This window comes from Catellatospora methionotrophica, from assembly GCF_011297335.1.
GTDB classification, from domain to species: Bacteria; Actinomycetota; Actinomycetes; order Mycobacteriales; family Micromonosporaceae; genus Catellatospora; species Catellatospora methionotrophica.
In genome coordinates this window covers 1,070,849-1,096,739 of sequence record NZ_JAAOTJ010000001.1, presented here as the reverse complement: position 1 = coordinate 1,096,739, position 25,891 = coordinate 1,070,849, and the positions used below count along the sequence as shown (strand labels likewise).

20 protein-coding genes are annotated in these 25,891 nt (G+C 72.2%); 7 read left to right on the top strand and 13 right to left on the bottom strand.

The window, feature by feature from the left end; all coding sequences use genetic code 11:
• Window positions 1–44: 44 nt before the first annotated feature.
• Window positions 45–1,349: a M23 family metallopeptidase gene (locus HAV40_RS04745; protein ID WP_166379316.1), complete on the bottom strand. Its 1,305-nt coding sequence runs from the start codon at window positions 1,347–1,349 to the stop codon at window positions 45–47.
• A gap of 248 nt (window positions 1,350–1,597) precedes the next feature.
• Between HAV40_RS04745 and HAV40_RS04740 the strand changes: the two genes are divergently transcribed.
• From HAV40_RS04740 to HAV40_RS04730, 3 genes are all read left to right on the top strand, one after another.
• Window positions 1,598–2,278, top strand: coding sequence for an SHOCT domain-containing protein (locus HAV40_RS04740; protein WP_166379314.1), 681 nt, complete (start codon window positions 1,598–1,600; stop codon window positions 2,276–2,278).
• Window positions 2,279–2,348: 70 nt separating this feature from the next.
• Complete coding sequence (locus HAV40_RS04735) at window positions 2,349–2,771, top strand: hypothetical protein (RefSeq protein ID WP_166379312.1); 423 nt, start codon at window positions 2,349–2,351, stop codon at window positions 2,769–2,771.
• Between the two features lie 158 nt (window positions 2,772–2,929).
• Complete coding sequence (locus HAV40_RS04730; protein WP_166379310.1) at window positions 2,930–3,238, top strand: hypothetical protein; 309 nt, start codon at window positions 2,930–2,932, stop codon at window positions 3,236–3,238.
• Window positions 3,239–3,256: 18 nt separating this feature from the next.
• Here the strand turns inward: HAV40_RS04730 and HAV40_RS04725 are convergent, their stop codons facing one another.
• From HAV40_RS04725 to HAV40_RS38805, 12 genes are all read right to left on the bottom strand, one after another.
• Entirely contained in the window at window positions 3,257–4,513 is a 1,257-nt protein-coding gene (locus HAV40_RS04725; RefSeq protein WP_166379308.1) for a phenylacetate--CoA ligase family protein, read from the bottom strand.
• Window positions 4,514–4,533: 20 nt separating this feature from the next.
• Window positions 4,534–4,914 (bottom strand): hydroxyphenylacetyl-CoA thioesterase PaaI, encoded by a 381-nt coding sequence (gene paaI / locus HAV40_RS04720; protein ID WP_166379306.1) that lies wholly within the window; start codon window positions 4,912–4,914, stop codon window positions 4,534–4,536.
• A complete protein-coding gene (locus HAV40_RS04715) occupies window positions 4,911–5,759 on the bottom strand; it encodes an SDR family NAD(P)-dependent oxidoreductase (RefSeq protein WP_166379304.1) in 849 nt (282 codons plus the stop codon). The genes paaI and HAV40_RS04715 overlap by 4 nt, the downstream gene beginning before the upstream one ends.
• Entirely contained in the window at window positions 5,756–7,042 is a 1,287-nt protein-coding gene (locus tag HAV40_RS04710; protein ID WP_166379302.1) for an MFS transporter, read from the bottom strand. Before HAV40_RS04710 ends, HAV40_RS04715 begins: the two co-directional genes overlap by 4 nt.
• Window positions 7,039–8,262: an AMP-binding protein gene (locus HAV40_RS04705; protein WP_166379300.1), complete on the bottom strand. Its 1,224-nt coding sequence runs from the start codon at window positions 8,260–8,262 to the stop codon at window positions 7,039–7,041. Before HAV40_RS04705 ends, HAV40_RS04710 begins: the two co-directional genes overlap by 4 nt.
• Window positions 8,259–9,293 carry an ATP-grasp domain-containing protein gene (locus tag HAV40_RS04700; RefSeq protein WP_166379298.1) on the bottom strand — a complete coding sequence of 345 codons (1,035 nt, stop codon included), beginning with the start codon at window positions 9,291–9,293 and terminating at the stop codon, window positions 8,259–8,261. Before HAV40_RS04700 ends, HAV40_RS04705 begins: the two co-directional genes overlap by 4 nt.
• Window positions 9,294–9,304: 11 nt before the next feature.
• The gene (locus HAV40_RS04695; protein WP_166379296.1) at window positions 9,305–11,005 is read right to left on the bottom strand and encodes a class I adenylate-forming enzyme family protein; all 1,701 of its coding nucleotides are present in this window, start codon (window positions 11,003–11,005) and stop codon (window positions 9,305–9,307) included.
• A 12-nt stretch (window positions 11,006–11,017) separates the two neighbouring features.
• Window positions 11,018–12,349: a flavin monoamine oxidase family protein gene (locus tag HAV40_RS04690; protein WP_166379294.1), complete on the bottom strand. Its 1,332-nt coding sequence runs from the start codon at window positions 12,347–12,349 to the stop codon at window positions 11,018–11,020.
• Complete coding sequence (locus HAV40_RS04685; protein WP_166379292.1) at window positions 12,346–12,564, bottom strand: acyl carrier protein; 219 nt, start codon at window positions 12,562–12,564, stop codon at window positions 12,346–12,348. Before HAV40_RS04685 ends, HAV40_RS04690 begins: the two co-directional genes overlap by 4 nt.
• Window positions 12,561–13,994, bottom strand: coding sequence for an AMP-binding protein (locus HAV40_RS04680; RefSeq protein WP_166379290.1), 1,434 nt, complete (start codon window positions 13,992–13,994; stop codon window positions 12,561–12,563). The genes HAV40_RS04685 and HAV40_RS04680 overlap by 4 nt, the downstream gene beginning before the upstream one ends.
• A 39-nt stretch (window positions 13,995–14,033) precedes the next feature.
• On the bottom strand, window positions 14,034–15,812 hold the full coding sequence (locus tag HAV40_RS04675; protein WP_166379287.1) for an AfsR/SARP family transcriptional regulator: 1,779 nt from the start codon (window positions 15,810–15,812) through the stop codon (window positions 14,034–14,036).
• A 307-nt stretch (window positions 15,813–16,119) separates the two neighbouring features.
• Window positions 16,120–17,454, bottom strand: coding sequence for a M23 family metallopeptidase (locus HAV40_RS38805; RefSeq protein WP_166379285.1), 1,335 nt, complete (start codon window positions 17,452–17,454; stop codon window positions 16,120–16,122).
• Window positions 17,455–17,796: 342 nt separating this feature from the next.
• Here HAV40_RS38805 and HAV40_RS04665 point away from each other — a divergent pair, with 342 nt between their 5' ends.
• From HAV40_RS04665 to HAV40_RS04650, 4 genes are read left to right on the top strand one after another with little or no spacing between them, the layout of a single operon-like run.
• Window positions 17,797–19,581, top strand: coding sequence for a hypothetical protein (locus HAV40_RS04665; RefSeq protein ID WP_166379283.1), 1,785 nt, complete (start codon window positions 17,797–17,799; stop codon window positions 19,579–19,581).
• Complete coding sequence (locus tag HAV40_RS04660; RefSeq protein ID WP_166379281.1) at window positions 19,578–23,000, top strand: AMP-binding protein; 3,423 nt, start codon at window positions 19,578–19,580, stop codon at window positions 22,998–23,000. The genes HAV40_RS04665 and HAV40_RS04660 overlap by 4 nt, the downstream gene beginning before the upstream one ends.
• A 24-nt stretch (window positions 23,001–23,024) precedes the next feature.
• Window positions 23,025–23,999: a sulfotransferase family protein gene (locus HAV40_RS04655; RefSeq protein WP_166379279.1), complete on the top strand. Its 975-nt coding sequence runs from the start codon at window positions 23,025–23,027 to the stop codon at window positions 23,997–23,999.
• 4 nt (window positions 24,000–24,003) lie between these two features.
• Entirely contained in the window at window positions 24,004–25,887 is a 1,884-nt protein-coding gene (locus tag HAV40_RS04650; RefSeq protein WP_166379277.1) for an ABC transporter ATP-binding protein, read from the top strand.
• Window positions 25,888–25,891: the final 4 nt, after the last annotated feature.

The following is a 25,891-nucleotide window of genomic DNA, read 5'->3' as shown; positions in this document are numbered from 1 at the left end:
CGCGGTTCCATGGGGAAGGATCGAACCGCGGCCCCGGCCGGGGATCAGGACGCGTACAGGTACTTGACTCCGCTGAGGGTCAGCACGCCGATCCGTGAGCCGCCGACGTTGGTGTTGAGGTTGCGCCAGGCGTTGTTGCTGGCGGCCTCGTGGACGTAGCCGCCGACCGTGGTGTAGATCAGCTTCACGCCGTTGAGGTTGGTCGCGGCGATGGTGTTGAAGGTGATGCCGGAGATGCCGGTCCAGTTGTTGGCCCAACCGGTGGCGCTGGTCGCCTCGTACACGGCATTGTTGTTGATCACGTAGAGGACCTTCGTGGTCCCGACGGTGATCGCGGCGACGGCCGCACCCGGCACGCCCGTGTTCAGGTTGCGCCAGCCGTTGGCGCTGCTGGCCTCGTGCACGTATCCGCCGACGATGCTGTAGACGTACTTGACGCCCGACACCTGGATCGCCGCGATCGAGTTGTTGGCGACCCCGCCGATGCCGGTGTTGAGGTTGCGCCAGCCGTTGTTGCTGGCGGCCTCGTGCACGTATCCGTCGACGACGTTGTAGACCAGCTTGACGCCGTTGACGTTGAGCGCCGCCAGGGCCGTGCCCTGGGCTCCGACGACGCCGGTGTGCAGGTTGCGCCAGCTGTTGTCGCTGGCCGCCTCGAAGATCATGCCGCCGTTCAGGCTGTACAGGACCTTCGTGCCGTTGACCCCGATGGCGGCCGTGGCCACCCCGGTCACCGCACCGCCCGGCCCGGACACCGCCTGCGGACGCCAGCCGTTGTTGCTGGCCGCCTCGTACACCTGGCCCGCGGCGACGCCGCAGTTGGCGCTGGTGACGTTGCGCGCTGCGGCACCCTCGCTGTTGATGCCGGAGGGCGAGCCGTTGAACCACGCCTCGGTGCCGGAACCGTCGCGGGTCACCTCGTAGTGCAGGTGCGGACCCGTGGAGTTGCCGGTGCTGCCCACCTGCGCGATCGGCTGCCCGGTGATGACGTACTGCCCGACGCCGAGCGGCGACTGCGCGATCAGGTGGTAGTACGTGGTGCGCCAGCCGTTGCCGTGGTCCAGCGTCACGTAGTTGCCGCCACGGGGCGTGGTGCCCTTGCTCGCGACCGCCCCGCCTGCCGAGGCGACGATGGTCCGGCCGTTGCTGCCGCCGCCGGTGAAGGTCATGTCGATGTTGTACGCGCCGTGGCCGCTGTAGGTCGCCAGCCGCCACGTCTCCCCGCACGGGAACGGGAGCTGGAAGAACGGCATCGGACCGGCGGCGCGGGCGGGTCCGACCCCGACCGCGAGCACGCCCAGCAGGGTCGCGCACAGGCCCGCGAGGGCGCGGGAGAGTCCTCTTCTCAAGGGAGTGCCTTTCGGTGGGCCGCGGCTGCCGTGGCCGGGGCGTGCTCGGGGACGCGCACGTCACGACAGGGCCGGGGACCGGATCAACCGCTGTGGATCGGTGCGTGCGCGGATGTTATGACGGCGCGCATACAACCGGTGCACAACCGCCGACCTGGTTGGTCGCTTTCCGGACAGGGCTTCGCCCGCGGTGGTGGCAGTCTGTGCGGGTCTGCGATCGCCGCAGTCGCGTCCTGTCGGGAGCGTTGATGAAGTCCTTGGTGCGTGAGGGTACGAGCCTGGTCGTCGGCCTGGTCGGCATCGTGTTGCTGGGCCTCGGGCTCAACCAGGTGCTCGACATCGGCAGCTGCGCGTCGGGTGGTCCGTACGTGATCGCGCGTCCCTGCCCGGAGGGTCACGACTCCCTGTTCTGGCTGTCCTTTGTCGGAGCGCTGATGTGGATCGCCGCGATCATCGCCAGTAAGCGGAACTTCGTCGGCCCCGGCGCGGGGCAGATCCTGTGGACGGTCGGCTTCGCCGGCGGCGGTATCGCGCTGCTGCTCAAGGTGCTCAACCAGGAGTCGATGCCGCCGGACGCGAGGCTGGGCGCGTCCATCGTGGCGGCGGTGAACATCCCGATGGGCCTGGTCGTCGGGATCATCGGGATCGTGCAGCTGGTGCGGCAGCGCCGTAAGGGTCACCTGCGGCGGCGTGACGCCCCCGCGCCGGCCGCGCCTGACACCTGGTCACGGATGAAGACGCTGAACGCGCTGCGCAGCACCGGGGCACTCACCCGTGCGGAGTTCGACCTGCTCAAAGCCGACCTCGCCGACCCCGCGCCCGCGATCGACAGGGTGGCCCTGATCCGGCAGCTCGCCGACCGGCGGACCGCTGGAGAGCTGAGCACGGCGGAGTTCGAGAACCGGAAGCGCGACGTCCTCCAGCGCTGACACGCTACCCGGGAATGATTTGAGCGTGATTCACATGTTTTCGAGCGATCACACTGGGTAACGGCGGTTCATGCGCGCGACCGACGGTGACAACACGCCGCCCTGCTGGCTGACCATACTTCACGGCATCAGCGTCGAGGAGGCGATGGTGGACAGTCGTGACCTGGCCGGATTACGCGAGGCGGCGGCCAGGGCCGCGCAGGGGCTGGGGCTGCGCGGGGAAGGGCTGGCACGGTTGTGGGCCACCTTCGATCCGGCCCCGGAGCGGGCCTTCAGCTGCCCGCGCGTGATTCAGCAGGTCCTGCTCTGGCACGACAGCCGAGCCGTCTACTGCCAGATCACCGGGAGCCCGGCGGCGCATGACGCGGAGTGCGACTGCCGCGACGAGTGGCGTCGCGGCGCGACGACCCGCATCCAGGTGTTCGAGCTGGCCGGTGCGAGACCGGCCGCGCGCGCCGGACGTGGACCTGCTCGGACGCCGGTGGCCGGGTGAACGCCGCGAACGGCCGCGTCGAGGATCGGAGCTGCCCGACGCCCGCGCGGCCGGTCGGCCACCCTCCTGCCGTGGTCCGGGCCGCTGCCGGAACTCCAGGGCGGCAGCGGCCTCGCCGATCGACCGTTCTGAACGGTTTGTTCCAGTACGCTCGGCATGTGCGTGATCTGATCTTGAAGTGTTCCCGGCAGCTGGAGCTGTCCGCGGCCGAGCGTGCCTTCCTGGCCCCCGCCGCACCCGACGCCGTGGTCTTCTGCGACCTACAGGGCAGGCATCCCGAGCCGCACGTGGCGACCGGCGTCGAGACGTGGGGCGGCACCTGGTGGGTGCACTGGTCCGACTGCGGACGCGAGATCGTCAAGAAGCAGCGCTGCCCCGGACAGGCCGACCACGGCTGCCTGCTGCCCCTGGGTCATCCCGGCGCGCACAGCTACCAGCTGAGCCGCCAGCGCCTGATCAACGCCTGATCAGCGCATTCCTACCGTTCACTCGTCGACGGGGCGCTCGTCGATGACCTGGACGAGTTTGCCCGTCCGGGGGTTGGTCACCAGCCCGTCGCGGGTCACCCACTCGATGCGCAGGTCGTGGATGGCACCGGCCTTGACCTCGGCCGGATACATCGGGCGCGCCTGGTAGACGGCCTCGATCAGGTGCTCGGTCAGCCCGTCCGGCGGTCCGTCCAGGCTCGCCAGGCGCAGGATGAGCCCGTTCCTGCCGTCCCAGCGACGCGTGACCAGCTGCATCCCGGTCACGACGCGGTCGGCGTCGGCCGCGATGAGCACGTCGCGGATGTCTTCGGTGGGCATGGAAACCGCGCCGAGCCGGGCGCCCTCGCCGGAGCGGCCCATCAGGCGGAAACGCTGGCGCTGCGGGTCCACCCACTCGGCGCGGTCGCCCGCGGGGTAGCGGATGATGGGCATCAGCGTCCGGAACAGGTTCGTGACGAGGACCCGGCCGACCACGCCGGTCTCGGTGACGGGTTCGCCGGTCGCGTCGTCGACGATCTCGACCAGCGTCCGGTGCGGGAACGCTTCGTGTACGCGCACGTCGTCGCCCGGCACCGGGCCGCCGACCAGTCCGGCGTCGACCGAGGCGTAGCCGAGCGAGGCCACCGCCGCCTTGGGGAACGCGCGGGACAGCAGCGGGCGCAGGTCGTTGAAGAGGATGTCCCCGGCGAACAGGACCAGTTCGATGCCGTCCGCGGCGTACCCGGTGCGCACGATGTGCTCGGCCAACGACGCCAGCTTCATCGGCTCGCTGGCGATCACGTCGACCCCGAAGTCTTCGACGAGCTGGACGATGTACTCGTTCGACGCGCCGCCGACGGGCAGCCGCACGTTGTCCACCGGCGCGTGGTGCAGCGCGCCCTCGATGTAGAGGAAACCGCCGTAGAGTTCGCCGGCGCGGAACAGGTTGGCGACCCGGTGCCCCGGCCGCAGACCCGCCTGGACCATGCCGGCGCCGAACGCCGTCAGCGAGTCGGCGTGCTCGGTGCGGGTCCACGGCGAGAATTTCGGGGCGCCGGTCGTGCCGCCGGACTTGTACACGCCCGCGTCGGTCAGCGGCCCGGTCAGCAGCCGGTTGTCCGGCCAGCGGTTCGCCGCCCAGAACGCCGCCTGGTCGACGATCGGCAGCTGGGTGAGGTCGGTGATGGTCTGCGGCACGTCGCGGTAGAGCTCGGCGTAGAACGGCGAGTTGCGGCGGGCGAAGTCGACGAGGTCGGCGAGTGACTTGGCCGGCATGGCTGTCTCCTGGTGGCTGCTCAGCGGATGGTCGCGACGGTCATGCTGTTGCCGCGGAACACGGCGATGACCTCGGTGGTGTGGCGGGTGATGGTCACGTCGTAGACGCCGCTGCGGCCGTGGCGGGTGACTTCGGCGGCCTCGGCGACGAGGTGGTCGCCGACTTCGGCGGCGCGCACGAACGTGATCTGGGCGCTGTGGGCCACGGCCGGGCGGCCGTGGCTGTTGCTGGCGTACGCGAAGGCCGCGTCGGCGAGCAGGAACAGGTAGCCGCCGTGGACGGTGCCGTGCAGGTTCGCCATCGCGGGGGTGGCCAGCATGCGCAGCCTCGCCCGGCCGGCGTCCACGTGCTCCAGCCGGATGCCGAGAGCCTGGCAGGCCGGATCCTCGACGGCGGTCATGCGTGGCCGATCCAGGTGCGGGCCAGGGCCTGGACGCGGTCGCCGGTGCGGTCGGCGAGTTTCTCGGACAAATAGTCCTGGGCCCACTGGCTGGTCGCGACGCGGAACGGCGGATCGTCGGCGGTCAGGGTGCGGATCACGGTGTCGGCCACCTCCTGGGCCTGTTGCCCGGTCGCCGCCCAGCCGTGGCCGACGACCCAGTCGAAGTACGCCGCGAACGTCGGGGCGTACGGGCCGGAGGCGGCCTGGATGGTCTTGCGGTTGACGTCGGGGAACACGCCGAAGCGGGTGCCGAGCACGAAGCCGGGCACGACGACCGACACCTTGACGCCGTGGGCTGCGGCGACCGGGGCGAGGCTTTCCATGAAGCCCTCGACGGCGAACTTGGCGGCGCAGTACGCCTCGTTGAAGGGCTGCCCGACGATGCCGTGCACGCTGCCGATGGTGACCAGCCGGCCGCCTGCCGCGCGCAGGTGGGTCATCGCGGCGCGGCTGACGGCGATGACGCCGAAGAAGTTGACCTCCAGGTTGGCGCGCAGGTCGTCCATGGTCGACATCTCCATGGTCGGGTCGAAGTTGGAGATGCCCGCGTTGTTGACGACCGCGTCGAGCCGCCCGTAGGTGTCGACCGCCGCCTCGACGCAGTCGGTGATCGACGCGGCGTCGGTGACGTCGAGGCGGCGTACGTCGACCGTGACACCGGCCGTGTGGGCGGCGTCCAGCAGCGGCTGTGCCCGGCCGGGGTCGCGCATGGTGGCGAGCACGGTGTATCCGGCCTGCGCGGCGGCCACCGCCGTGGCCAGTCCGATGCCCGAGGAGGTTCCGGTGATGAGGACGGTCTTCATGACGGGGTGTCCGCGAGTGCGGCGACCGGTGCGGCGGCGGCCGCGCGATCGCGGTCGGCCTGGTCCAGCAGCGGCTGAAGGCGGATCGCGGAGACGAACGAGAACGCCGCCAGGATGGTGCCTCCCGCCATCGTCCACCGGGCCGCGTCGAGTATGCCCAGCGGTGCGGTGAGCAGGTTGACCCCCAGCCCGCCGACGAACGCGGCCAGCGGGATGATGCCCCAGGTCAGGGTCCGGAACGCGGCGTGCATGACGCCCTGGTTGTCGGCGCTCATGCGGGACTGGCGGATCGGGGCGCTGCAGACGTTGATGCAGGACATGAAGAAGCCGTAGCAGCCCATGGTCACGGCGATCACCGGCCCGGCGGGCAGCGCCGGTGCGGTGAGCACGCCGAGTCCGACCAGGCAGTGCAGCAGCAGGGCCCAGGCCATGGTCCGGCCCGCGCCGAGCCGCCCGGCGATTTTGGGCGCGACGACGGCCCCGAGCAGCGCACCGACGGCGGCGACGGACATGGCCGCGCCGAACGCGCCGACCGACAGTCCGAGGCCCTGGTAGGCCAGGATCGGCAGCACGGTGACGAAGATCGGGCCGCCGGAGTTGAGCGTGATCGCGGCGACCGACACGCGGCGCAGGACCGGGTCGGCCCAGTTGAGCCGGAATCCCAGGGTCAGCCGGGACCACACCGACCCCTGCAGGGTCGCCTTGACGCCCCAGGGGCGCATGTAGCGGAAGCAGGTCGCCGAGATCAGGTAGCTGGCCGCGTCGACGAGCAGCGCGGCGACGCCCAGGGCGCTGTAGAGCCCGGCGGCGATCGACGGGCCGGCGACCTCGGTCACCGAGCGGGTGCCCTCCAGGCGGGAGTACGCCCGGACCAGCTGTGCCTGGTCCATGGCGGCGGGCACGGCGACCAGGGCGCCCACGTTGAAGAAGATCGTCGCGGCGCTGATGGCGGCGACGCACCCGAACAGCAGCGGTGTGGACAGCACGCCGAGCCAGTACGCCACGGGGATGGCGGCCACGGCGGCGAGCCGGATGAGGTCGCAGGCCACCATGGTCAGGCGCTTGTCCCAGCGGTCGACCAGGACCCCGGCGATCGGCCCGATCAGCGGGATGCCCAGGTACTGCGCCATCGCGACGATGCCGACCTCCAGGGCCGACGAGTGCAACGCGAAGATCATGACGGTGGGTACGACGAACGTCGTGATCCGGTCGCCGACGTTGCTGACGGCGCTGCCGGCCCAGAACAGGTTGAACTGCCGCCCGAGCGACTGCGGCAGTTTCACTGCTGCTCCCGCTGGACGAAGTTGGCGGTCTTGCCGGTGCGGTCGTTGGCGATCAGCGAGTCGGTGATCTGAACCTGGAAAGACTGCGGGTCGTGCAGGAACGCGGTGCTGAGCGTGAACGTCGAGGACAGCAGTTCCTGGCGCAGCCGCCCGGCGGCGTCGGTGTCGAAGTCGCCGCCGGCCAGCACCAGCAGCGTCACGGCGGCGGCCCGGCCGCGCTGCTCGGTGATGACGATCTGTGCGCGGGACACGCCCGGCTGCCGTTCGGCGGCCGCGATGATGTCGTCGACGTGCAGGCCGAGCCCGCGTACCTGCACGACGCTGTCGCGGCGGCCCAGCACCCGCATCACCTGCCCGCCGCCGCAGGGGCAGTCGACGAGCTCTCCGGCGTCGCCGGTCTGGTAGCGCAGCACCGGGTTGAGCATGTCGGGGTTGAGGGTGGTGAAGTCGAGCAGTTCGTCGCCGCCGACGTGGACGAGCTGTTCGGGCAGCGTGTGGAAGCAGTCGGGCGGGCACTGCGGGGAGTTGGTGCCCACGACCCAGGTCTCGGTGCTGCCGAACATGCCCCAGCGCTGGGCGTGCGGGGCGACCGCGGCGATGTCGTCGTCGAGCGCGCTGTGCCAGGCCTCGCCGAGCCACAGCAACTTGCGCAGGTGCGGCAGTTCCAGGCCTGCCGCGCGGGCGTTGGCGAACCACAGCCGTAGCACGCTGGGGGTGCCGCCGAGCGCGGTCACCTGCCGGGTGTGGAAGAACGACAGCCAGTCGGCGTACTCGTCGGCGGTCACCGAACCGAGCGCGATGACCTGGCTGCCGGCGTGGTCGGCGTACGCGCCGGCGAGGAAGTGCGCGCCCCACATCCGGCCCGCGCCCCACGCGTTGACGAACACGTCGTCGCGGTCGAGGGCCTTCCAGTGGTCCCATACGCCCTGCATGTAGAAGCCGGTGGGCGCGTAGCCGACCTTCGGCGCGCCGGTGCTGCCGCCGCTCTGGAACAGCCACGTGGCGCCCTGCCGGGCTTTCGGTTCCAGGTGGGCGAGGGCGACGTTGAGGTCGTCCTTGGCCAGCGGCGGCACGGCGGCCACGTCGTCGAGGGTGAGCAGCTTGTCGTGGTCGGCGTAGCGCGATGCCAGGCCGGGCACCGTCTTGAGCAGCCGCAGGTTGTGCTGCGCGACGGGCAGGCGCGGCTCGGCGGCCGGGGCTGTCAGCGAGAAGGCGGTCATCGTGTCACCAGTCCGAGGTTGGCCGGGTTGAAGGACAGCGCGCCGCCGGAGGCCAGCCAGCGCCGGTGCCCGCTGCGGTACGCGGTGAAGCGGGCGCGGATCATGTCGCGTTGCAGGGTCCGGTCCGGGTCGTCGAACTCGGGGGCGATCACGCCGTCGGGTTCGAGTTCGGAGAACCAGAACCGCTCGCCGTCGTGCAGGAAGTCGATGCAGAAGAACGGGATCGGCAGCTTGCGGGCGAAGTAGGCGGCCGCCTCGGCCAGTTCCGGTGGCACGGGCGGGAAGTCCATGATCCCGCCGCGGCTGGCGTTGGACACCGGCGACCCGGCTTCGGGCGTACGACGCAGCACGTGGGGGTGGGGTTCGCCGTCGATGACGTAGACCCGGTAGTCGACGGTGCCGTCGCCGAGGTAGGGCTGGATCACCAGGGACGTGTCGCCGCCCTGGGCGAGGGTTGCCAGGCCCCGGATGTCCTCGGCGCTGCGGGCCAGGTTGACCCCGCCGCCGCCGCACCAGCCCGACGGTTTGACGATCGCCGGATAGGTCAGGTTGTCCAGCGCGGCCTCATAGCCGTACTTGCCGGTGTCGCGGCCGGTGCCGACCCGGACGGTGGGGATGGGCGGGATCGGGGAGTCGGCGAAGTACAGCAGGGTCGCCAGCTTGTCGTTGGCGATCGGGGACAGGCCCGGCGGGAACGGCAGGTAGAAGCCGAGCTGTTCGAGCACGGCGTAGAGGGCGTACTGGTTGAAGATGTCCATCGCCTGGTACGGCAGCGAGTACAGGGCGGTGATGAACAGGGTGTCGCCGGGGGTGACCGGTTCGCCCTCGTGGAACACGCGGGGTTTGCCGGTGTCGAGACCGTCGACGGTGATGGCGTCGGGTGCGTGGCGGCACCAGGTCATCCCTAGTTCCTCGGCGACTTCGGCGTAGGTGTCCCAGAAGAACGGGTGCCACATCGCCAGGGCCATGGTCGACTCCCGGTCGGGGAAGACCCAGCACATGCGGCGCAGCGTGCCGTCGTGGTCAGGCATGGTCGTCCTCCTCACGGCCGCAGCAGGGACGAGAATCTGGTGCGCAGCTCCCGCTTGAGGACCTTGCCGGTCGGGCCCAGCGGGTAGTCCCCGGCCGTCTCGGCGACGGTGACGGCCGCCAGCGGATGCAGGCCCTTGTCGAGCAGTTGCTTGTTGGCGCGGTCGAGGATCGCCTCGGGCGTGCGCTCGGGCGCATCGGCCTGCAGTTGCACCACCGCGATCGGTTCCTGGGCGATCCCGTCGCGGGCGGGCACCCCGATCACCACGCCGTCGCGGACGAGTTCGGCGCAGTCGGCGAGCAGGACCTCCTCCAGTTCCAGGCTGTAGACCGGCCCGGCGGCGGTGTCGATGACGTCGACGGTGCGGTCGAGGTGGTAGAAGTTGCCGTCGGCGTCCTGGCGGGCCACGTCGCCGGTGAGCCACCAGCCGTTGAGCTCGAAGCTCTCGGTCAGCCGCTCGGCCTTCCAGTAGCCGGGCGTCAGCGACGGGCTCTTGATCGCCAGCATGCCGGCGGTGCCGACGGGGACCTCGTTGCCGTCGTCGTCGAGCACGGTGGCGGTGCAGACCTCGGTCGGCTTGCCCACGCACCGGTCGTTGCGCGGCGTCTCAGGTGTGAACAGGCCACCGAACAGGGCCATGCCCATCTCGGATGAGCCCAGGCCGTCGACGTAGCGCGATCCCGGCAGCGGCTGCTCGTCGGCCGCCTCGGACGGCAGCAGCCAGGGTTTGATCAGCCCGGCCGGGCGCTCGCCGAGCGTCACCAGGCGACGGACGTGCCCGTAGTGGGCCGCGTCGGCGGTGTTGAACCACGAATGGACCCTGGCCGCGCCCTTGACCGGCAGGTCGCCGGTGGCCAGTTCGACGTAGGTGCGGGGGAACGAGGCGAGCATGGTCGGCTGGAACGCCTCCATCACCGGCTCGACCGTGACGCGCCGCCAGTCGCCCATGACGACGGTCGGCAGCCCGAGCAGGGTCGCGGTGAGGAAGTAGCTCAGGCCGCCGGCGTGGGTGTGCGGCATGAGCGACATCAGCCGGTCGTACGGCTCGGCCGGGAAGCGGGTCATGCGGGGCTGCTTGCCGTCCCAGAACGACCGGTGGCCCAGCATCGTCGACTTCGGCGTGCCGGTGGTGCCCGAGGAGTGGATCAGCGCGACGATGTCGTCGTCGGCGTGCTTGAACGGGTATCCCTCCGGCAGCGGAGCCGCCGCGGCGTCGAAGGCGGCGACCTCGGCGGCCAGGGCGATGAAACGCGGCCGCTGCCGCGGGTCCTGCCGGTAGGCGCTGAGCAGGCGGGTGGTGTCGTCGGCGACCACGCCCACGACCCCGACGTGGTTGAGGTAGCGCACCATCACGTCGATGCGCATCGCGTCGTTGACCAGCGCCGGGATGGCGCCCAGCGCGTTGAGCGCCATGAAGTGCACGATCGGCGCGAGGCCTTCGGCGACGACGACGCCCACCGGCTCGCCGGGGCGCACCCCGTTGGCGTGGTACCACTTGGCGTACTGGTCGCGCAGGGCGACCAGGTCACGCAGGCTGTGCCCGCGCAGCACGACCGCGCCCCGGTGGTCGGTGTGGTGGGTGAACGCGTAGGGCACGTCGCGGTGGGGGTTCATCGCGGCGGCGTAGTCGAGGAAGTTGCCCGCGCCGAGCCGCGGCTCGGTCATGAACTGCTGGCGTACCGCCAGGGGTGCGATGGGGGTGGGGTCACTCACCGTCGTCTCCTCTCATGCTTGCTGGGGTCGGTGCTGTGCCAGGATTTGTGCGGCAGCGCGGTGCCCGGAGCGGATCGCGCCTTCCATGAGCCCGAAGTACTCGGTGCTGGTCTCCGCGCCCGCCCAGTGGACGCGGCCGTGCGGGGTCGTCAGGTGCGGGCCGAGCAGGTTCCAGTCGCCGGGGCCGAGCAGCGCCGCGTAGCAGCCCCGGCTGTACCGCTCGGTGACCCAGTTGCTCACCTGGAACCCGGTCGGCTCCGGCAGGCTCGGGAAGATCGCCGCCGCCTGGGCGAGGGCTTCGCGGCGCTGCTCGGCAGGTGTCAGCGCCGCGTACCGGGTCGCCTCGCGCCCGGTGACGAAGCCGGTCAGCACGCCGACCTCCCCGTAGGCGGGGGAGTCGTCGACGGTGGACATCAGCGGCCCGTCGGCGTTGACCGACCAGCCCGACAGTCCCTGCTCACGCCACAGCGGCGTGGGGTAGATCAGGTGCACCTTCACTGCGCGGCCCGGTGCGGTGCCCGGCGTCGTGCGCCGCACCGGCGCGTCGGGCAGCAGCCGGATCTCGTCGGCGAGCGCGGGTGGCACGGCGACCACGACGGCGTCGCAGGTGTACGTCGCGCTCGCGCTGTGGACCGTGGCGGACCGTCCGGTCTGGTCGATGGTGTGCACCGCCGTGTCCAGGCGGACCACGCCCGGACCGAGGCCGTCGGCCAGGCGGCGGCACAACTGGTGGGCGCCCGCGTCGACGCGGCTGTCCTGCGCGCCGCCCTCGAACGCGTTGAGGTAGCGCAGGCCGCCGCCGCTGGCCAGGTAGAACGCCATGTGCAGGACGGAGACGTCGGCCGGGTCGGCGGCCATCATCTCGCCGAGGAACAGCGGGAAGAACGCACGCGCGTCGGGACGGGTGAGTTCGCGCTGCGCCCAGGCGGCGGCGGTCTCGTCGTCGGGGATGCCGGAGCGCCACGGGGCGTCCACGCGTACGCGCTGGACCAGGTCGTCGAGGCGGTCGAACAGGTCGCCCAGGGCCACCGCGCTCAGCGGCGGGAAGCGGCCCTCGCGGGTGACCCGGCCGTGGCCGAGCACGAACCGGCTCTGTCCCCGCATCGTGGTCGGGACCGTCTTGAGGCCCAGGTCGGCGATGGTCTTGGCCAGGTCGGTGTGCCGGTCGCCGAGGTAGGCGGCACCGGCGTCGATCCACGCTCCGGGGGCTACCTCGATGCCGTGCGTACGCCCGCCGACCCGGTCGCGGGCCTCCAGCACGGTCACCTCGACCCCGGCCCGGCTCAGGTCGGTGGCGGCGGTCAGGCCCGCCAGGCCCGCCCCGACGACGACCACTCGGCTCACCGCAGGCTCGCGATGCGTTCAGCCAGCGCGGCCGGGGTGGGCGCGTCGGCGAAGTCGTCGAACGACAGCTCGACTCCGTATTCGCGGGCCACCGCGCTCAGCACGCGGGTGGCCAGCAGCGAGTCGCCGCCCAGTGTGAAGAAGTCGGACTCGCTCCCCACGTCGCCGACCTGCAGTACGCGGCCGAAGATGGCCGAGACGCCCTCAACGCTCATGACAGGTGCCTCCTCATGAATTCGCGGTCGATCTTGCCGGTGGCGGTGTGCGGCAGTTCGCCGACGATCGATATCCGGCTGGGTACGAGATGCCGGGGGACCCGGCTGTCCAGGAACGCGCGCAGCTCGGCGTCCAGGGCGGCCGGGTCGGCGTGCGGCCGCGGCACCACGAACGCGGCCAGCGCCACGTGATCGGCGACGGTGACCCCGGCGACGACCACCGCCGCCACCGACGGGTGGGCGGCCAGGTGCACTTCGACCTCGGCCGGGTTGACCCGGATGCCCCGGATCTTGATCTCGCTGTCGAGCCTGCCGCAGTGGGTCAGCATCCCGTCCGGCGCCGCTTCGACCCGGTCGCCGGTGCGGAAGAACCGCACCCCGCCGACGGTCGTGAAGCGCTGCTCGGTCGCCTCCGGCAGGCCCCGGTAGCCCAGCGCCAGGCAGGGCCCGCCGATGGTCAGCTCACCCTGTTCGCTGACGTGCTGCAGGACGTGCGGCAGCGGCCAGCCGATCGGGACCTGGGTGAAGGTGTCCGGCTGGTTCTTGGCCTGCGGCCCGCACAGGTCGCCCGCGTGCGTGATGAGCGTCGTCTCGGTGCAGCCGTACGTGTTCAGCAGCCTGAGGTGTGCGGTGTCCAGCGCGGCCCAGTCGCTGAGCCGGGCCGGGCTGGCGGCCTCCCCGCCGATGATGACCAGGCGCAGGTCCGCCGGCAGCGCGAAGCGGTCCTCCACCAGGTAGTGCACGAGTTCGTGCCAGAACGCCGTCGGCAGATCCAGGACCGTGACCGCCTGGCGCTCGACCAGGCGCAGGAACCGGACGAAGGAGCCGGTGTGGGCCTCGTCGTTCATGACCAGGCAGGCCCCCGCGGTCAGTGTCGGCAGGATCTCCTCGAAGCAGGTGTCCCAGTTCAGCGAGGCGAACTGCAGGACCCGGTCGTCTGCCGCGATGTCGAACAGGTCGCGCAGCGAGCCGACCGTCGTGGCGATCGCGCGCCGGGGCGTGACCACCGGCTTGGGCTGGCCGGTCGAGCCTGAGGTGAACAGGATGTACGCGGGCCGTTCGGCGTCGACCGCGGCCAGGGGCCGGTGGGGCGCGCGGCTTCCGGTGGCGTGCCAGGGCACGTCGGCCGGGTCGAACACGGTCCGGCAGCCGGCCGCCGTCAGCATCGCCTGCTGCCGCTGCGCCGGGAACGCCGGATCCACCGGGCAGTACGCGCCCCCGGCGGCCCAGATCCCCAGCATCGTGGCGATCGTGCCCGGCGAGTACGTCACCGGGACCCCGACCGTGCCGGGACTCGGCCCGAGCAGGTCCGCCACCGCCCATACGGCTTGGGCCAGCTCCGCGTAGCGGATCGACCGCCCGTTGTGGTCGATCGCCGTCCGCTGCGGATACGTCTCGGCGGCTGCGAGAAACGCCTCGATCAGGCTCACGTGACACCTCCTCCCCCCTCGCGGGTCAGGAGGTGACCATCACATCAGCCGCTGTAAATCGACCACGGATTCGATGGGGATCCGCCATGCGTTGAGTTCATCGGCACAGCGCACGGCGAAGCGGTGCACCAGATCGTGGAACCGGTAGCCGTCCGACCCGGCCGCCACGATGAGGTTCGCCGCGACCAGCTCGTCGAACAGCCGCCGGGTGTGGCCCAGATGGGCGTCGGCGGCGGCGCTGCGCAGCTGGAACGACGGCTGGCCGGTCAGCCCCAGGCGGATGAACAGGTGTGCCGCCGCAGGGCTCAGTGTCGCGTACGCCCCGGCCAGCGCGGCCTGGACGCTGCGCTGCTCGCCGCCGAGGACGAGCCCGTCGCCCTGCTCCCACAGCTCGTCGGCGAAGGAGGCGATGGATTGGCCTGGTCGGGCCGCCAGCAGCGCGGCCACCGACCGGATCGCCAGCGGCCAGCCGCCGCACCACGCGACGACGCGGGTCAGCGCCCGATCCGCCAGGCGCTGCCGACCCACGATCCGGGCCAGCAGTTCGTAGGTGTCCTGCGGGCCGAGCGGCCCGATCGCCAGCGCCTGCACCGCGTGGTGGGTGGCCAGCGCGGGAAGCCGCCGACGGCTTGTCACCACCAGGCGGCTGCCCGGTTCCGGCGGCACCAGCGGCAGAACCTGCCCCACGGAGTCGGCGTCGTCGGCGATGATCAGCACCTGCCGCCCGCTGAGCAGCGTGCGGTAGAGCGCCGCCCGCCCGTCTGCCGTCGGCGGGACGTCCTCGGCTGCCGTGCCCAGCGCCGCCAGCGCCGCCGCCGCGACCTCCGCGGGCGGGGTCTGATCGCCGTGCAGGTCGAGGAAGATCTGTCCATCCGGGAAACGCGCCGCACTCAGCTGAGCCCAGCGCACCACCAGCGCGGTCTTGCCCAGACCGCCCGCCCCCGACACCAGCAGGATCTGGGGTTCGTCGTAGTCGGTGTCCACCGCTCTGGTGAGCACCGACATCTCCCGCTCGCGGCCGGTGAAGTGGCCGACGCTCGCCGGAAGCTGCGCGGGTCTGAGCTCGCCGCGCCGTGGCCGCTCCGGCATGGACGGCGCGTAGTCGTCCTCGCCCCGGAGAATGGACGCGTGCAGGTTGCGCAGCTCCGCGCAGGGATCGCCGCCCAACTCCTCGGCGAGCCGATCGCGCAGCGCCTGGTACGCCTTCAGCGCGTCGGCCTGCCGGCGGCACCGGTACAGCGCCGCCATGAGCTGCCCCGCCAGCCGCTCACGCAGCGGATGTTCGGCCACCGCGGCACTGATCTCGCCGACCACCTCCGCATGGTTGCCCGCGTCGAGCTCGGCGGCGAACCGCTCCTCCAGCAACGCGACGCGCAGCTCGCCCAGGCGCGCCCGGTCCACCTCCACGCCGGGCACGTCGACGCCGTCCAGTGCCTCTCCGCGCCAGACGGCCAGCGACTGCCTGAGCCAGCCGGCGATCTCGCCGGGGGACTGGGCCAGGCGCGACTGGCGCGCCAGCTCCTGGCACCTGTCCACATCCACCACGCAGGCCGCCGGATCGAGCAGGTAGCCGGGATGCCGGGTCAGCAGCGCCTCGCCCACCTTGCGGCGCAGTGACGAGACGAGGCCCTGCACCCGCGACCGCGGCGACGCCGGGGGCCGCTCGCCCCACATGCAGTCGATGATCCTGGCCGTGGATACGACGGTTCCCTTGGCCAGGGCGAGGACGACCACCAGGTTGCGTTCGAGTGGCGACAGCGAAACGGTGTGCCCCGGCACTCGGACCTCGACCGGTCCCAGCAGATCCACCTCTAGCATCTGCACACCCGCCCCCATACGCGTCGATGCGAGTCGTTCCGCGAGGCGGAGAGATCAACTGCCCCGGTCGCCCTAGCCAATCATGGCGCTGTATCGATGAACCAGTCCGCGACGCCGAGGCCGACCCCATGGCCTCATCCATTCGGCCGTATGGGTAGTGCCGGATCACCCGATCGCCGATCGTTTCTCAAGGTTGAGTGACTCAACGTTCGGCACTCCTCACTCCGCGCAAGGTTGGTGTCGGCTCCACCGAACGGCGGCAAGGCCGCACGGGGCGGGAGCGCGCACGCGCTCCCGCCGGCCCGCGTCAGCCCCCGACGGCGATGTCGCTGACCTGCCCGCCGCCCGCCATCGTCAGCCACGACGTGTACAGGCCCTGCTTGGCGTGGAAGCTGCCGCTGCCGATGAACCCGAACCAGTCCTGGCCGTTGACCGCGACGTCACGCACCTGCCCACCCGTGGCCAGCGCCACCCAGTCGGCGTACAGCCCGGCCTTGACGTAGAAGTCGCCCGACTGGATCCAGCCGATCCAGTTCCCCGCGAGCACCACCCTGCTCGCGCCGCCCGCGTTGACCGCCCGCCAGGACGTGTACGCCCCGTCCTTGGCGCTGAGGATCCCGGCCGCGTTGACGAACGCGAACCGCTCGCCGCTGATGGCGATGTCGCGGACCTGCCCGCCGCCGGCCATGGTCAGCCAGCCGCCGTAGATGCCCTGCTTGGCCAGGAAGCTGCCGCCCTGGATCACGCCGATCCAGTCGCCGTCGAGCTCGATCCGTGTCGCGCCGCCGGAGTTGATCGCCTGCCAGGCCGCGTACGGTCCGTCCTTGACGTAGGCGACACCGGCGGTGTTGACGAACGCGAACCGGTTGCCGCTGATGGCGATGTCGCGGACCTGGCCGCCGCCTGCCATGGTCAGCCAGCCGCCGTAGACGCCGTCCTTGGCGTAGAAGTCGCCGCTCTGGATCCAGCCGATCCAGTTCCCGCCGAGCGCGGTCTTCGTCGCGCCACCGGCGTTGACCGGCTGCCACGGCGTGTACGCGCCGTCCTTGACGTGGAGCACGCCTGCCGTGTTGACGAAGGCGAAGCGTTCGGTGACCGCGCCGGCGGCGGGCAGGTCGGCGAACGGCAGGTTGATCGGGGCGCCCTTGGTGACGGTGCCGCCACAGCCGTACGCCGGGCTCAGGTCCTGGACGGCGTTGTTGCGCCGGATCTCGAAGTGCAGGTGCGGTCCGGTGGAGTTGCCGGTGCTGCCGACGTATCCGAGCAGTTGCCCCTGGCCGACCGTCTGCCCGGCGCCGACCGAGGGCGCCTGGACCATGTGCAGGTACCGGGTGGTGTAACCGGCGCTGTGGCTGACGGTGACGGAGTTGCCGCCGCCGGAGGTCCAGCCGGCGAAGGTCACCGTGCCGGGGTAGGCCGCCCCGATGGCCTTGCCGCTGTTGGCGGCGATGTCGACGCCGTAGTGGTCGCTGTCGGTGCTGCCGCACCGGTTGGCCAGCACGCCGGTGACGACCCCGTCCACGGGCTGGATCATCGCGCCGGTCTGCGCGGCCGCGGGCTGTGCCGGCACGAGCGCCAGCGCGCCCATGATTGTCACGGCGGCCAGGTTCCACCAGGTTCGCCGCGCTGCACGAACGTTCATCGACCATCTCCTTGAGGGTGTGGTCGGTGAAGGTAGCAACGGTCGCGTACAACGCGCGTACATACCGGATCGGGTGGCGGCGATCATCCAAAGTGGAAATAATCTGTTAACGATATTGACAGATCTATAGACGTCGGTGATACTTCTTTGTCGGGGAGCGCTCCCACATCGGGGTGGCGCGTCGTCTCCTTTGCCGTGGCCAGGTCACGGAACTCCACCTCAAGGTCGGCTGCCGGTCGCCGCGCGCCCTCTGCTGTCACCGCGCCGCCGGTGGCCGTCGTCGTGCGAGCAGGTGTCCCGCGTACGCCGCTTCGGGCTTGCCCTGCGACGGAAGGCGGGAACGTGCGACGTACCACGAAACTGGACCAGTGGAGCCAGGAGCTGCGCGACGTACGCGATCCCGCCGCGCTGTTCGGCGGCAGCGCCCAGGCGGCCGTGCTGCGCCTGCTCACCATGGCCGGCAAGGTGCCCTTCCGCGCCGCGTTCGACGGACTGACCCTGCGTGAGCAGGCCGTCGTCCGGCACCTGCTCGGACGCCAGCAGCTGCGCCTGACCGCGCCGGGCGCCGACGCGCCACCGGCCCAGTTCGTGCTCGCCCACTCACCGCTGGGCAAGCTGACCGTCCACGAGCCCGCCCGAGGCGACCTGCCCACCGACGAGACGGTCGCCGAACTCGCACTGCCTGAGTGGATCATCGAGATGGTCGACGAGGAGTGCCTGCCGACCCAGGCCGAGGAGGAGCACCAGCGCCACGAACTCGACCACATGCTCTACTCCTGGAACGCCGACGGGACGCTGGCCGAGCGGCTGGAGGAGGTCATCGACTGGGTCGAACGCGTCGAGACCGTGCTGATCTACATCGGACGCCGGATCTTCTCCCGCTCCGACTCCGGCTCCAGCACCCTGATCCGGGACGGGGTCCTGCCCGCGCTGCGCGGACGCGCGCCGGGTGACTGGTGCCCGGAGGAGCGGCTGTTCGTCGCCGCGATCCAGCTGCTGTTCCGCACCGGGCGGGCGGTCCGGTTCGAGGAGTTCAACGGCCGCCAGCTCAGCGCCGTCAGCCTGCGCCGGGTGCTCACCACCCGCTGCGCGGCGTACCTGCGCGCCCTCGGCGAGCAGGCCACCGGGCAGCTGAGCACCGCGACGCTGGCCGAACTGGCCGCGCTCGCCGGGGACCTCGTCGGGCTCGTCGACGCGGGCGGGCACATGCGCTACCGGCGGGTCAACGGGCTGACCTACGCCAAGGACGAGTTCCTGATGCCGTGGGAGCCCGACCAGCGGGTCCAGGACGACCTGCCGATGACGCTGTATCCGGCGAGCACCGCCCTGGCCGACGACGACGCCGACGCCGGGGAGTGGGTGCGCCGGGCCACCGCCGACGCGCTGCGCGCCGCGCACACGGGCGGCGACGAGCGCGAGCTGAGCGCGATCCTGGAGGGGATCGTGCTCGGCGCGGTCGTCGACGCCCGCGCCGACTACGGCATGTCCAGCGGCATCCGGGACCTGTCGCGGCTGGACGGACCCGCCGGGCAGTACGGCCAGGACGTGGCGGAGCTGAAGAAGCCGGACTTCTTCTGCTGCGTGCTGCCCAGCCCGCAGATGGCCGCCGACCTGCCCGCCGCCGCCGTCACCGACATCCTGTGGCAGGTCGCGCAGCGGATGATGTACAACCGGTGGCATTTCGTGCCCGGCAACTTCGACCGGGTTGAGGTGCCCCGCCAGCGGCACTACTTCTTCCCGCCGCTGGTGCCCGACATCGGCGAGTGGGGCGACCTGCGCCACGGCGGCCACAGCACCGCCCGGGTGCGCTACACGCTGCGCGCGCCCGGTGCGGCGATGTGGAAGCAGCCGTTCACGGTCGGCGGGCGGCAGTACCGGGGCGCGTTCGACATCCGGCTGGTGCGCATGGAGGGGCCGCCGTTCACGCTGGCCGACATGCGCGTGGCGTGCCGCTACTCGGCGCTGGTCGACGTGTTCTGGCGGGAGATCGCCGCGTACGCCGACGCGCACGGCGGCTGGACCCCGACGATCACGGCCTACAGCGGCGAGTGGTACGCCAAGGAGGCGTGGCGCGAGCCGGTCCAGCGGCTGGAACTGGCCGAGGACAGCGCCGGGGTGCCCGCGTGAGCGCGGACCGCCACCACGCCGTGGTCAACGGCGAGGACCAGTACTCGCTGTGGCCGGCCGAGCGTGCCGTGCCGGGCGGCTGGACACCGGTGTACACCGGCACCGCCGAGCAGTGCGCGCGGCACATCGCCGAGCAGTGGACCGACCTGCGCCCCGCGTCGCTGCGCGGCGGCGACGGCCCGGCGCCCGATCCGCGCCGCGCCGACGCCACGGTCGACGCCGACCTGTCGGTGGCGGCCGGGCCACGCGCGCCGCTGGACCGGACCCCGCTGCACGTGCTCGTCGACCGGGCGCTGGCCGCCGACCCCGGCCGGGTCGCGGTGCGCTGCCAGGGCGTCGAGGTCACCGCGGGCGAGCTGCGGGCGCGGGTCCGGCACACGGCGCGGGTGCTGCGGGCCCACGGCGCCGGACCGGAGACACCGGTCGCGGTGCTGCTGCCCCGTTCGGTCGACGCGGTGGTGGCGATCCTGGGGGTGCTGGCGGCCGGGTCGGCGTACCTGCCGCTGTCGGTCGTGGACCCGGCCGCGCGCCGGGCGCGGATCCTGGCCGACGCGGGCGACCCGGTGCTGCTGACCGGCCCGGCGGGTGGCGCACCCGACGGCTACCCGGCGGCGGTGCTGGACGTCACCGACCTGCCCGATGTGGTCGGCGACGAGGGCGACGGCGGCTGCCAGGCCGAGAACCTGGCGTTCATCATGTACACCTCCGGCACCAGCGGCGCGCCCAAGGGCGTGCTCGGCACCCACCGCCAGCTGGTCAACTACGTGCGCTGGTGCGCGGAGGAGTTCGCGTTCGCACCGGGCGAACGGGCCGTGCTGCACGCCCCGCTGTACTTCGTCGGTTCGGTCATGACGCTGTTCACGGCGCTGGTCGCCGACTGGGAGCTGGAGGTCGCGCCGGAGCCGGTCGCGTTCGACGACCTGATCGCGCTGACCGGCGCGGCCCCGTGCGGGTTCCTGAAACTGACCCCGTCGCACGTGCGGGCGATGACCGCCCTCGGCGGGGTCGACGACCTCGCGCGGCAGGTGATGATCGGCAGCGAGCCGCTGTATCTGACACCGGAGTTCGACAAGTGGATCGCCGGCAGCCCCAGGTCCGGGTTCGGCAACCACTACGGCATGAGCGAGACCGTCGGCGCGACCTGGTACTGGATCGGCGCGGACCGCACCGTCGGGCGGCGGCTGCCGGTCGGCGCGCCGATCCCGAACGCCGAGGTGCACATCGTCGACGAGCAGGGCGTCGCGGTGCCGCTGGGCCAGGCCGGGGAGATCTGTCTGGGTGGGGCCGTCGTCGGCCGTGGCTACCACGGCCAGCCGGTGCTGACCGCCCAGCGGTGGATCCCGCACCCCGACGGCGGCGGCGCGCGGCTGCTGCGCACCGGTGACCTGGGGCGGATGGGCGCGGACGGGGTGCTGGACGTGCTCGGTCGCGCCGACCGGCAGGTCAAGATCCGTGGCCAGCGGGTGGAGCCGCCCGCCGTCGAGGACGCGCTGCGCCGCTGCCCCGGCGTCGCCGAGGCGGTGGTGATCGCCGAACCCGACGGCCACGACCTGCACCTGGTCGCCTACCTGCGCAGCGACGAGCACACACCGCCCAGCGAGGCGCAACTGCGCGCCCACGCGGCCGGGCTGCTGCCCGAGGCGTCCATCCCGAGCCGCTTCCTGTACGTGGCGCAGTATCCGCTGACCCCGAACGGCAAGGTCGACACCCGGCGGCTGCCCGGCACCCCGACGGTGCGGCCCGCGCTGAGCACCGCGTACGCCGCCCCGGCCGGTGACCTGCAGACCGCGGTCGCGGCCGTGGTCGCGTCGGTGCTGCGCGTCGACCGGCTCGGCGCCGACGACGACTTCTTCGAGCTCGGCGGCGACTCGATGCAGGTCGTCGAGGTCGTCACCCGCCTGGACGAGGAGCTGGGCCTGACGGTCGCCATCGCGGACCTGTTCGACCGTCGCACGGTGCGCTCCCTGGCCGCCGCGATGCACGGCCAGTCGGCCCAGGACGTCGCGCAAGCCGCCGCCGTGACCCCGGCGGACCGGCCCACCGCACCCGGCCTGGCCGCTCCGCAGGCCTCCGACGCCGCGGTGCAGGCCCGGTTCTCCGGCGTGCCCGCCGCGTCCGCTCCGCTGACCTGGGGCCAGACCGCCATGTACTGGCCGATGCGGTGGTTCGGCGAAGCCAGCAAGGACTTCAACATCAAGCGGGTGCTGCGGCTGGGCGCACCGGTCCCGGTCGAGCGGGTCACCGCCGCCTGGTCCCAGCTCGTGTCGCGCCACCAGATCCTGCGGACCCTGCTCAGCGACGAGCCCCGCCAGCACCAGCACAGCGCCGGGGCGTACGTGCCGCTGCTGCTCGACACCACCGCCGCGCGGCTGGACCAGGCCGCCGACACCGCGGCCGCCGAACTGGCCGGCACCGCGTTCGCACTGGACCGGCAGTGGCCGGTCCGGTTCGCGCTGCTGCGCGTCGACGGCGGCGTCGAAGCCGTGGCGGTGGCCGCCTCGCACGTGTCGCTGGACGGCTGGTCACTGGAGCTGCTGCTGGGCGAGCTGCGCACCCTCATCGAGGCCGAACGGGCCCTGCCCGCGCCCGGCTGGCAGCCGCTGGACCAGGCGACCTACGAGGCCTCACCGGCCGGGGCGCGCCGGGCGCGGCAGTGCCTGGACCACTGGCGGGCGAAGCTGCCCGCGGTGCCGGAGCGCATCTTCGACGGCCCCGACCGTGACGCCGGGCCGCTGCCGGTGGTCACGTGGCGCATGGAGTCCGCGGCCGTCGCCGCCGCCGCGGCGGAGCTGGCCCGCCGGACCGCGGTGTCGTCGTCGACGGTGGTGCTGACCGCGGCGCTGCTGATCCAGGCAGCGCTGACCGGCCGGGACCGGGCCGTGGTCAAGCTCATCGCCGGTAACCGCAACACCCCCCGGCAGCGGGAACTGGCCACCGGCATCGCCCAGAACGCGCTGCTGGTCTTCGACGTCGTCGGCGGCGACGTCGAGGACGCGATCCGGCGCTGCTACCGCGACTCCACCGAGGCCTACTTCCACGCCACCTACCCGCCGCAGGCCCTCGACGAGCTGATCGCGGCCGAGGGCGCGCACGCCGACATGTCGGTGTACTTCAACGACTCCCGGATGGGCCGCGACTTCGACGTCGCGGCCGCCGGGCCCGACCGGGCCGCCCTGGACGCGCTGGCCGCGCAGACCACGGTGCGGCAGATCGCCGCCGTCGCCCGCCACGACATGACCTTCTTCCTGGCCATGCCGTACCTGCCCGGCGGCTGCGCCCTGCACCTGCTGGCCGACACCCGCCGCGTCGACGCCGACGCCTGCGTGCGGGCCCTGCGCGGCGTCGAGACGCTGCTGTGCGAGGCCGCGCTGCGCCCCGTCGCGCTGTCCGACGTCGCGACTCTGCTTGACCTCGGCTGAACCCCCGACCCGCCAGGAGACCCGATGACCGACCCCTATCCGCTGCTGCACCAGCTCGCCACCGCCGGTGACCCCGCGCTGAACAGCACCCCGCTGCCGCCCGACGGCCGCTACCAGGTCGTCACCAGCACCGTCGACGACGTCACCGCCCAGATCGTGCGGACCCTGCGCGACGGGTTCGCCGGCCGCGCCCCGGCCGACTTCCCGCTGCTGGTGCTCGGGTGGGGGCGCTGCCGGGTCGGTTCGACCGCGGTCACGAACCTGTTCGGCATGGCCGGGGCCGCCGCGTTCTACCAGCCGGTCAAGACCATCGGCCGGTTCGTGCTCACCGGCGGCGAAGGCTCGCCGTGGAAGCTGCCCGACGGCGAGCCGGTGCTGTTCGCCAAGGAGATGGCCGGACCGTACGTGCCGTTCGAGGCGCTGTTCAACCCGGCCCGCTGCCTGATCGAAGCCGGCTGGCCGGTCGAGCGGCTGCGGCTGCTGATCCTCGACCGGCAGCCCCGCGCGTCGCTGGACTCGTGGATGGCCAAGTGGGAGGCCAAGATCGGGCGCAAGCGGGTGGTGGAGAACTTCACCCTCAGCACCCTCAACTACGCCCTGATGCGCGACTACGCCGCCGCGCAGGGCCTGGCGGTGACGCACTTCCCGTACGAGTCCAGCCGCGCGCCCGAGCAGACCGTGTCGCGGCTGTTCGACCGCCTCGGCATCGCCGGGCTGTACCGTCCGCAGATGCTCACCGGCTGGGGCGCGGCCGGTGACCTGAACTCCGACCAGTCGAAGATCCACCACCCGGTCGAGCCGGAGCCGTACGTCGTGCCCGGCCTGCACGGCAACGCCGACGAGTACCGGTTCCGCGACCGGCAGGTCAGCGTCCTGACCGACGAGGAACTGGCCGTGGCCGACAGCGCCGAGGTCGTCGCCTCCTACCAGGAGTCGGTGCGTTCCTGCGCGCGGGAACTGGACCTGCCCGCGCCGCTGCGAGAAGAGATCTTCGGCTGACCCGATGACCGCCCCCACCACCTCGGCCGGGCAGTGGCGCGAGGCCGCCGCCGCCCGGCTGCGCATCGCGCGCCAGCTGCCCGCCGCCGGGACCGCCTGGACCGCCGTCGGGCTGGCGCTCAGCGTCGCCCGCGGCGTGCTGCCCGTCGTGTTCGCGATCGCTGTCAGCACCACCGTCGGGCAGATCGGACCCGTTCTGCACGCCGCCGCCCCACCGTCGCGGGTGTGGTGGCCGCTGGCCGCCGCGGGGGCCGCGCTGATCGCGCTGCAACTGGCCGAAGCCGCGCAGAAAGCCGTCGGCGAGCAGCTCAGCCGCCGCGTCGACGGGCACATGTACCGCCGGCTCATCCAGGCGTCGCTGTCGACCCGCGAGATCACCCCGCTGGAGGACCCGGCGGTCCTCGACGAACTCGGTGAGGCCAGCCACGAGCTGCGGTTCGCGTTCCGCACCCCGGGTGCCGCCTACGCCGGGCTGATAGCGCTCGTCGGCCCGTACACGCAGGTCGCCGGGTTCACGGTCGTGCTCGCACTGGTGCTGGGGCCGTGGGCGGCGCTGGTGATGCTCGCGGTCGTCCTGCTGTTCCGCCACGGCCAGCGCGGTGGCCTGCGCCGCTACGCCCGCGTGATCCGCGACGTCGCCGCGATCCGCCGCGAGAGCCGCTACCTGCGCGGGCTGGCCATGGGCCCGGCCGCGGCCAAGGAACTGCGCGTGTTCGGGCTGACCGGCTGGCTGACCGAACGATACCGGCACGTCTACCGGCGCGCACTGGCCCCGGTGTGGGCCGAACGCCGCCGCATCTACCTGCGCCCGTACCTGGCATACACCGCCGCCGGGCTGCTCGGGGTCGCCGCCGTGCTGGCCCTGGCCGGGATCCGGGCCGCCGACGGCGCGTACGGCCTGGCCGGGCTCGCCCTGGTGCTGCAGGCGGTGATGGCGCTGATCCGGCTGGGGGAGTTCTATCCCGACTCCGACACCCAGACCCAGTACGGCATGAACGCCGAGACCGCCATCACCGCGTTCGAGACGGCCATGGCCCGCCACCCCGAACCCGCCGACACCGGCCGGAGCACGGCACCGGCCGGCACCGCCCCGGCGATCGACTTCACCGGGGTGCGGTTCGGCTACCCCGGCGCCGCCGCACCGGTCTTCGACGGCCTGGACCTGCACATCCCCGCCGGGCGGTGCACCGCCCTGGTCGGCGTCAACGGGGCCGGCAAGACCACTTTGGTCAAGCTCCTGGCCCGGCTGTACTCACCCGGCGACGGCACGGTCCGCGCCGACGGCGTCGACATCGCCGACCTGCCCGCTCGTGACTGGCAGCGGCGCATCGCCGTGGTGTTCCAGGACTTCGTCCGCTACGAACTGTCCGCCGCGGCCAACATCGGCTTCGGCGCGGTCGAGCACCTCGGCGACCGCCCCGGCGTACGCCGCGCCGCCGACGCCGCCGGGCTGCTCGACGCCCTCGACGCGCTGCCCGCGGGCCTGGACACGGTGCTGTCACGGGCCTACGACGGCGGCGTCGACCTGTCCGGCGGGCAGTGGCAGCGCATCGCCATCGCCCGCGCCATGTTCGCCCTGTACCACGGCAGCACCGTCCTGGTCCTCGACGAACCCACCGCCGCGCTCGACGTACGCGCCGAGGCGGCGTTCTTCGCCCGGTTCGCCGAGCTGACCCGCGGCCGCACCACCCTGCTCATCTCGCACCGGCTGTCCAGCGTCCGGCTCGCCGACCAGATCGTGCTGCTCGACCAGGGCCGCGTCGCCGAACAGGGCAGCCACGACGAGCTCATCGCCGCCGGGGGCCGGTACGCGGCCATGTTCGCCCTGCAGGCCGAACGTTTCGCCGACGACCCCGACAGCGACCCGGTCGCGCAGAAGGTGGGATGACCCG

Bases quoted from the DNA above. Each gene is read 5' to 3' on its own strand.
- HAV40_RS04675 (WP_166379287.1), bottom strand. From the start codon at position 15,812: ATGCTAGAGGTGGATCTGCTGGGACCGGTCGAGGTCCGAGTGCCGGGG.
- HAV40_RS04650 (WP_166379277.1), top strand. From the start codon at position 24,004: ATGACCGCCCCCACCACCTCGGCCGGGCAGTGGCGCGAGGCCGCCGCC.
- paaI (WP_166379306.1), bottom strand. From the start codon at position 4,914: ATGACCGCCGTCGAGGATCCGGCCTGCCAGGCTCTCGGCATCCGGCTG.
- HAV40_RS38805 (WP_166379285.1), bottom strand. From the start codon at position 17,454: ATGAACGTTCGTGCAGCGCGGCGAACCTGGTGGAACCTGGCCGCCGTG.
- HAV40_RS04715 (WP_166379304.1), bottom strand. From the start codon at position 5,759: ATGAAGACCGTCCTCATCACCGGAACCTCCTCGGGCATCGGACTGGCC.
- HAV40_RS04740 (WP_166379314.1), top strand. From the start codon at position 1,598: ATGAAGTCCTTGGTGCGTGAGGGTACGAGCCTGGTCGTCGGCCTGGTC.
- HAV40_RS04655 (WP_166379279.1), top strand. From the start codon at position 23,025: ATGACCGACCCCTATCCGCTGCTGCACCAGCTCGCCACCGCCGGTGAC.
- HAV40_RS04685 (WP_166379292.1), bottom strand. From the start codon at position 12,564: ATGAGCGTTGAGGGCGTCTCGGCCATCTTCGGCCGCGTACTGCAGGTC.
- HAV40_RS04725 (WP_166379308.1), bottom strand. From the start codon at position 4,513: ATGCCGGCCAAGTCACTCGCCGACCTCGTCGACTTCGCCCGCCGCAAC.
- HAV40_RS04700 (WP_166379298.1), bottom strand. From the start codon at position 9,293: ATGCCTGACCACGACGGCACGCTGCGCCGCATGTGCTGGGTCTTCCCC.
- HAV40_RS04735 (WP_166379312.1), top strand. From the start codon at position 2,349: ATGCGCGCGACCGACGGTGACAACACGCCGCCCTGCTGGCTGACCATA.
- HAV40_RS04705 (WP_166379300.1), bottom strand. From the start codon at position 8,262: ATGACCGCCTTCTCGCTGACAGCCCCGGCCGCCGAGCCGCGCCTGCCC.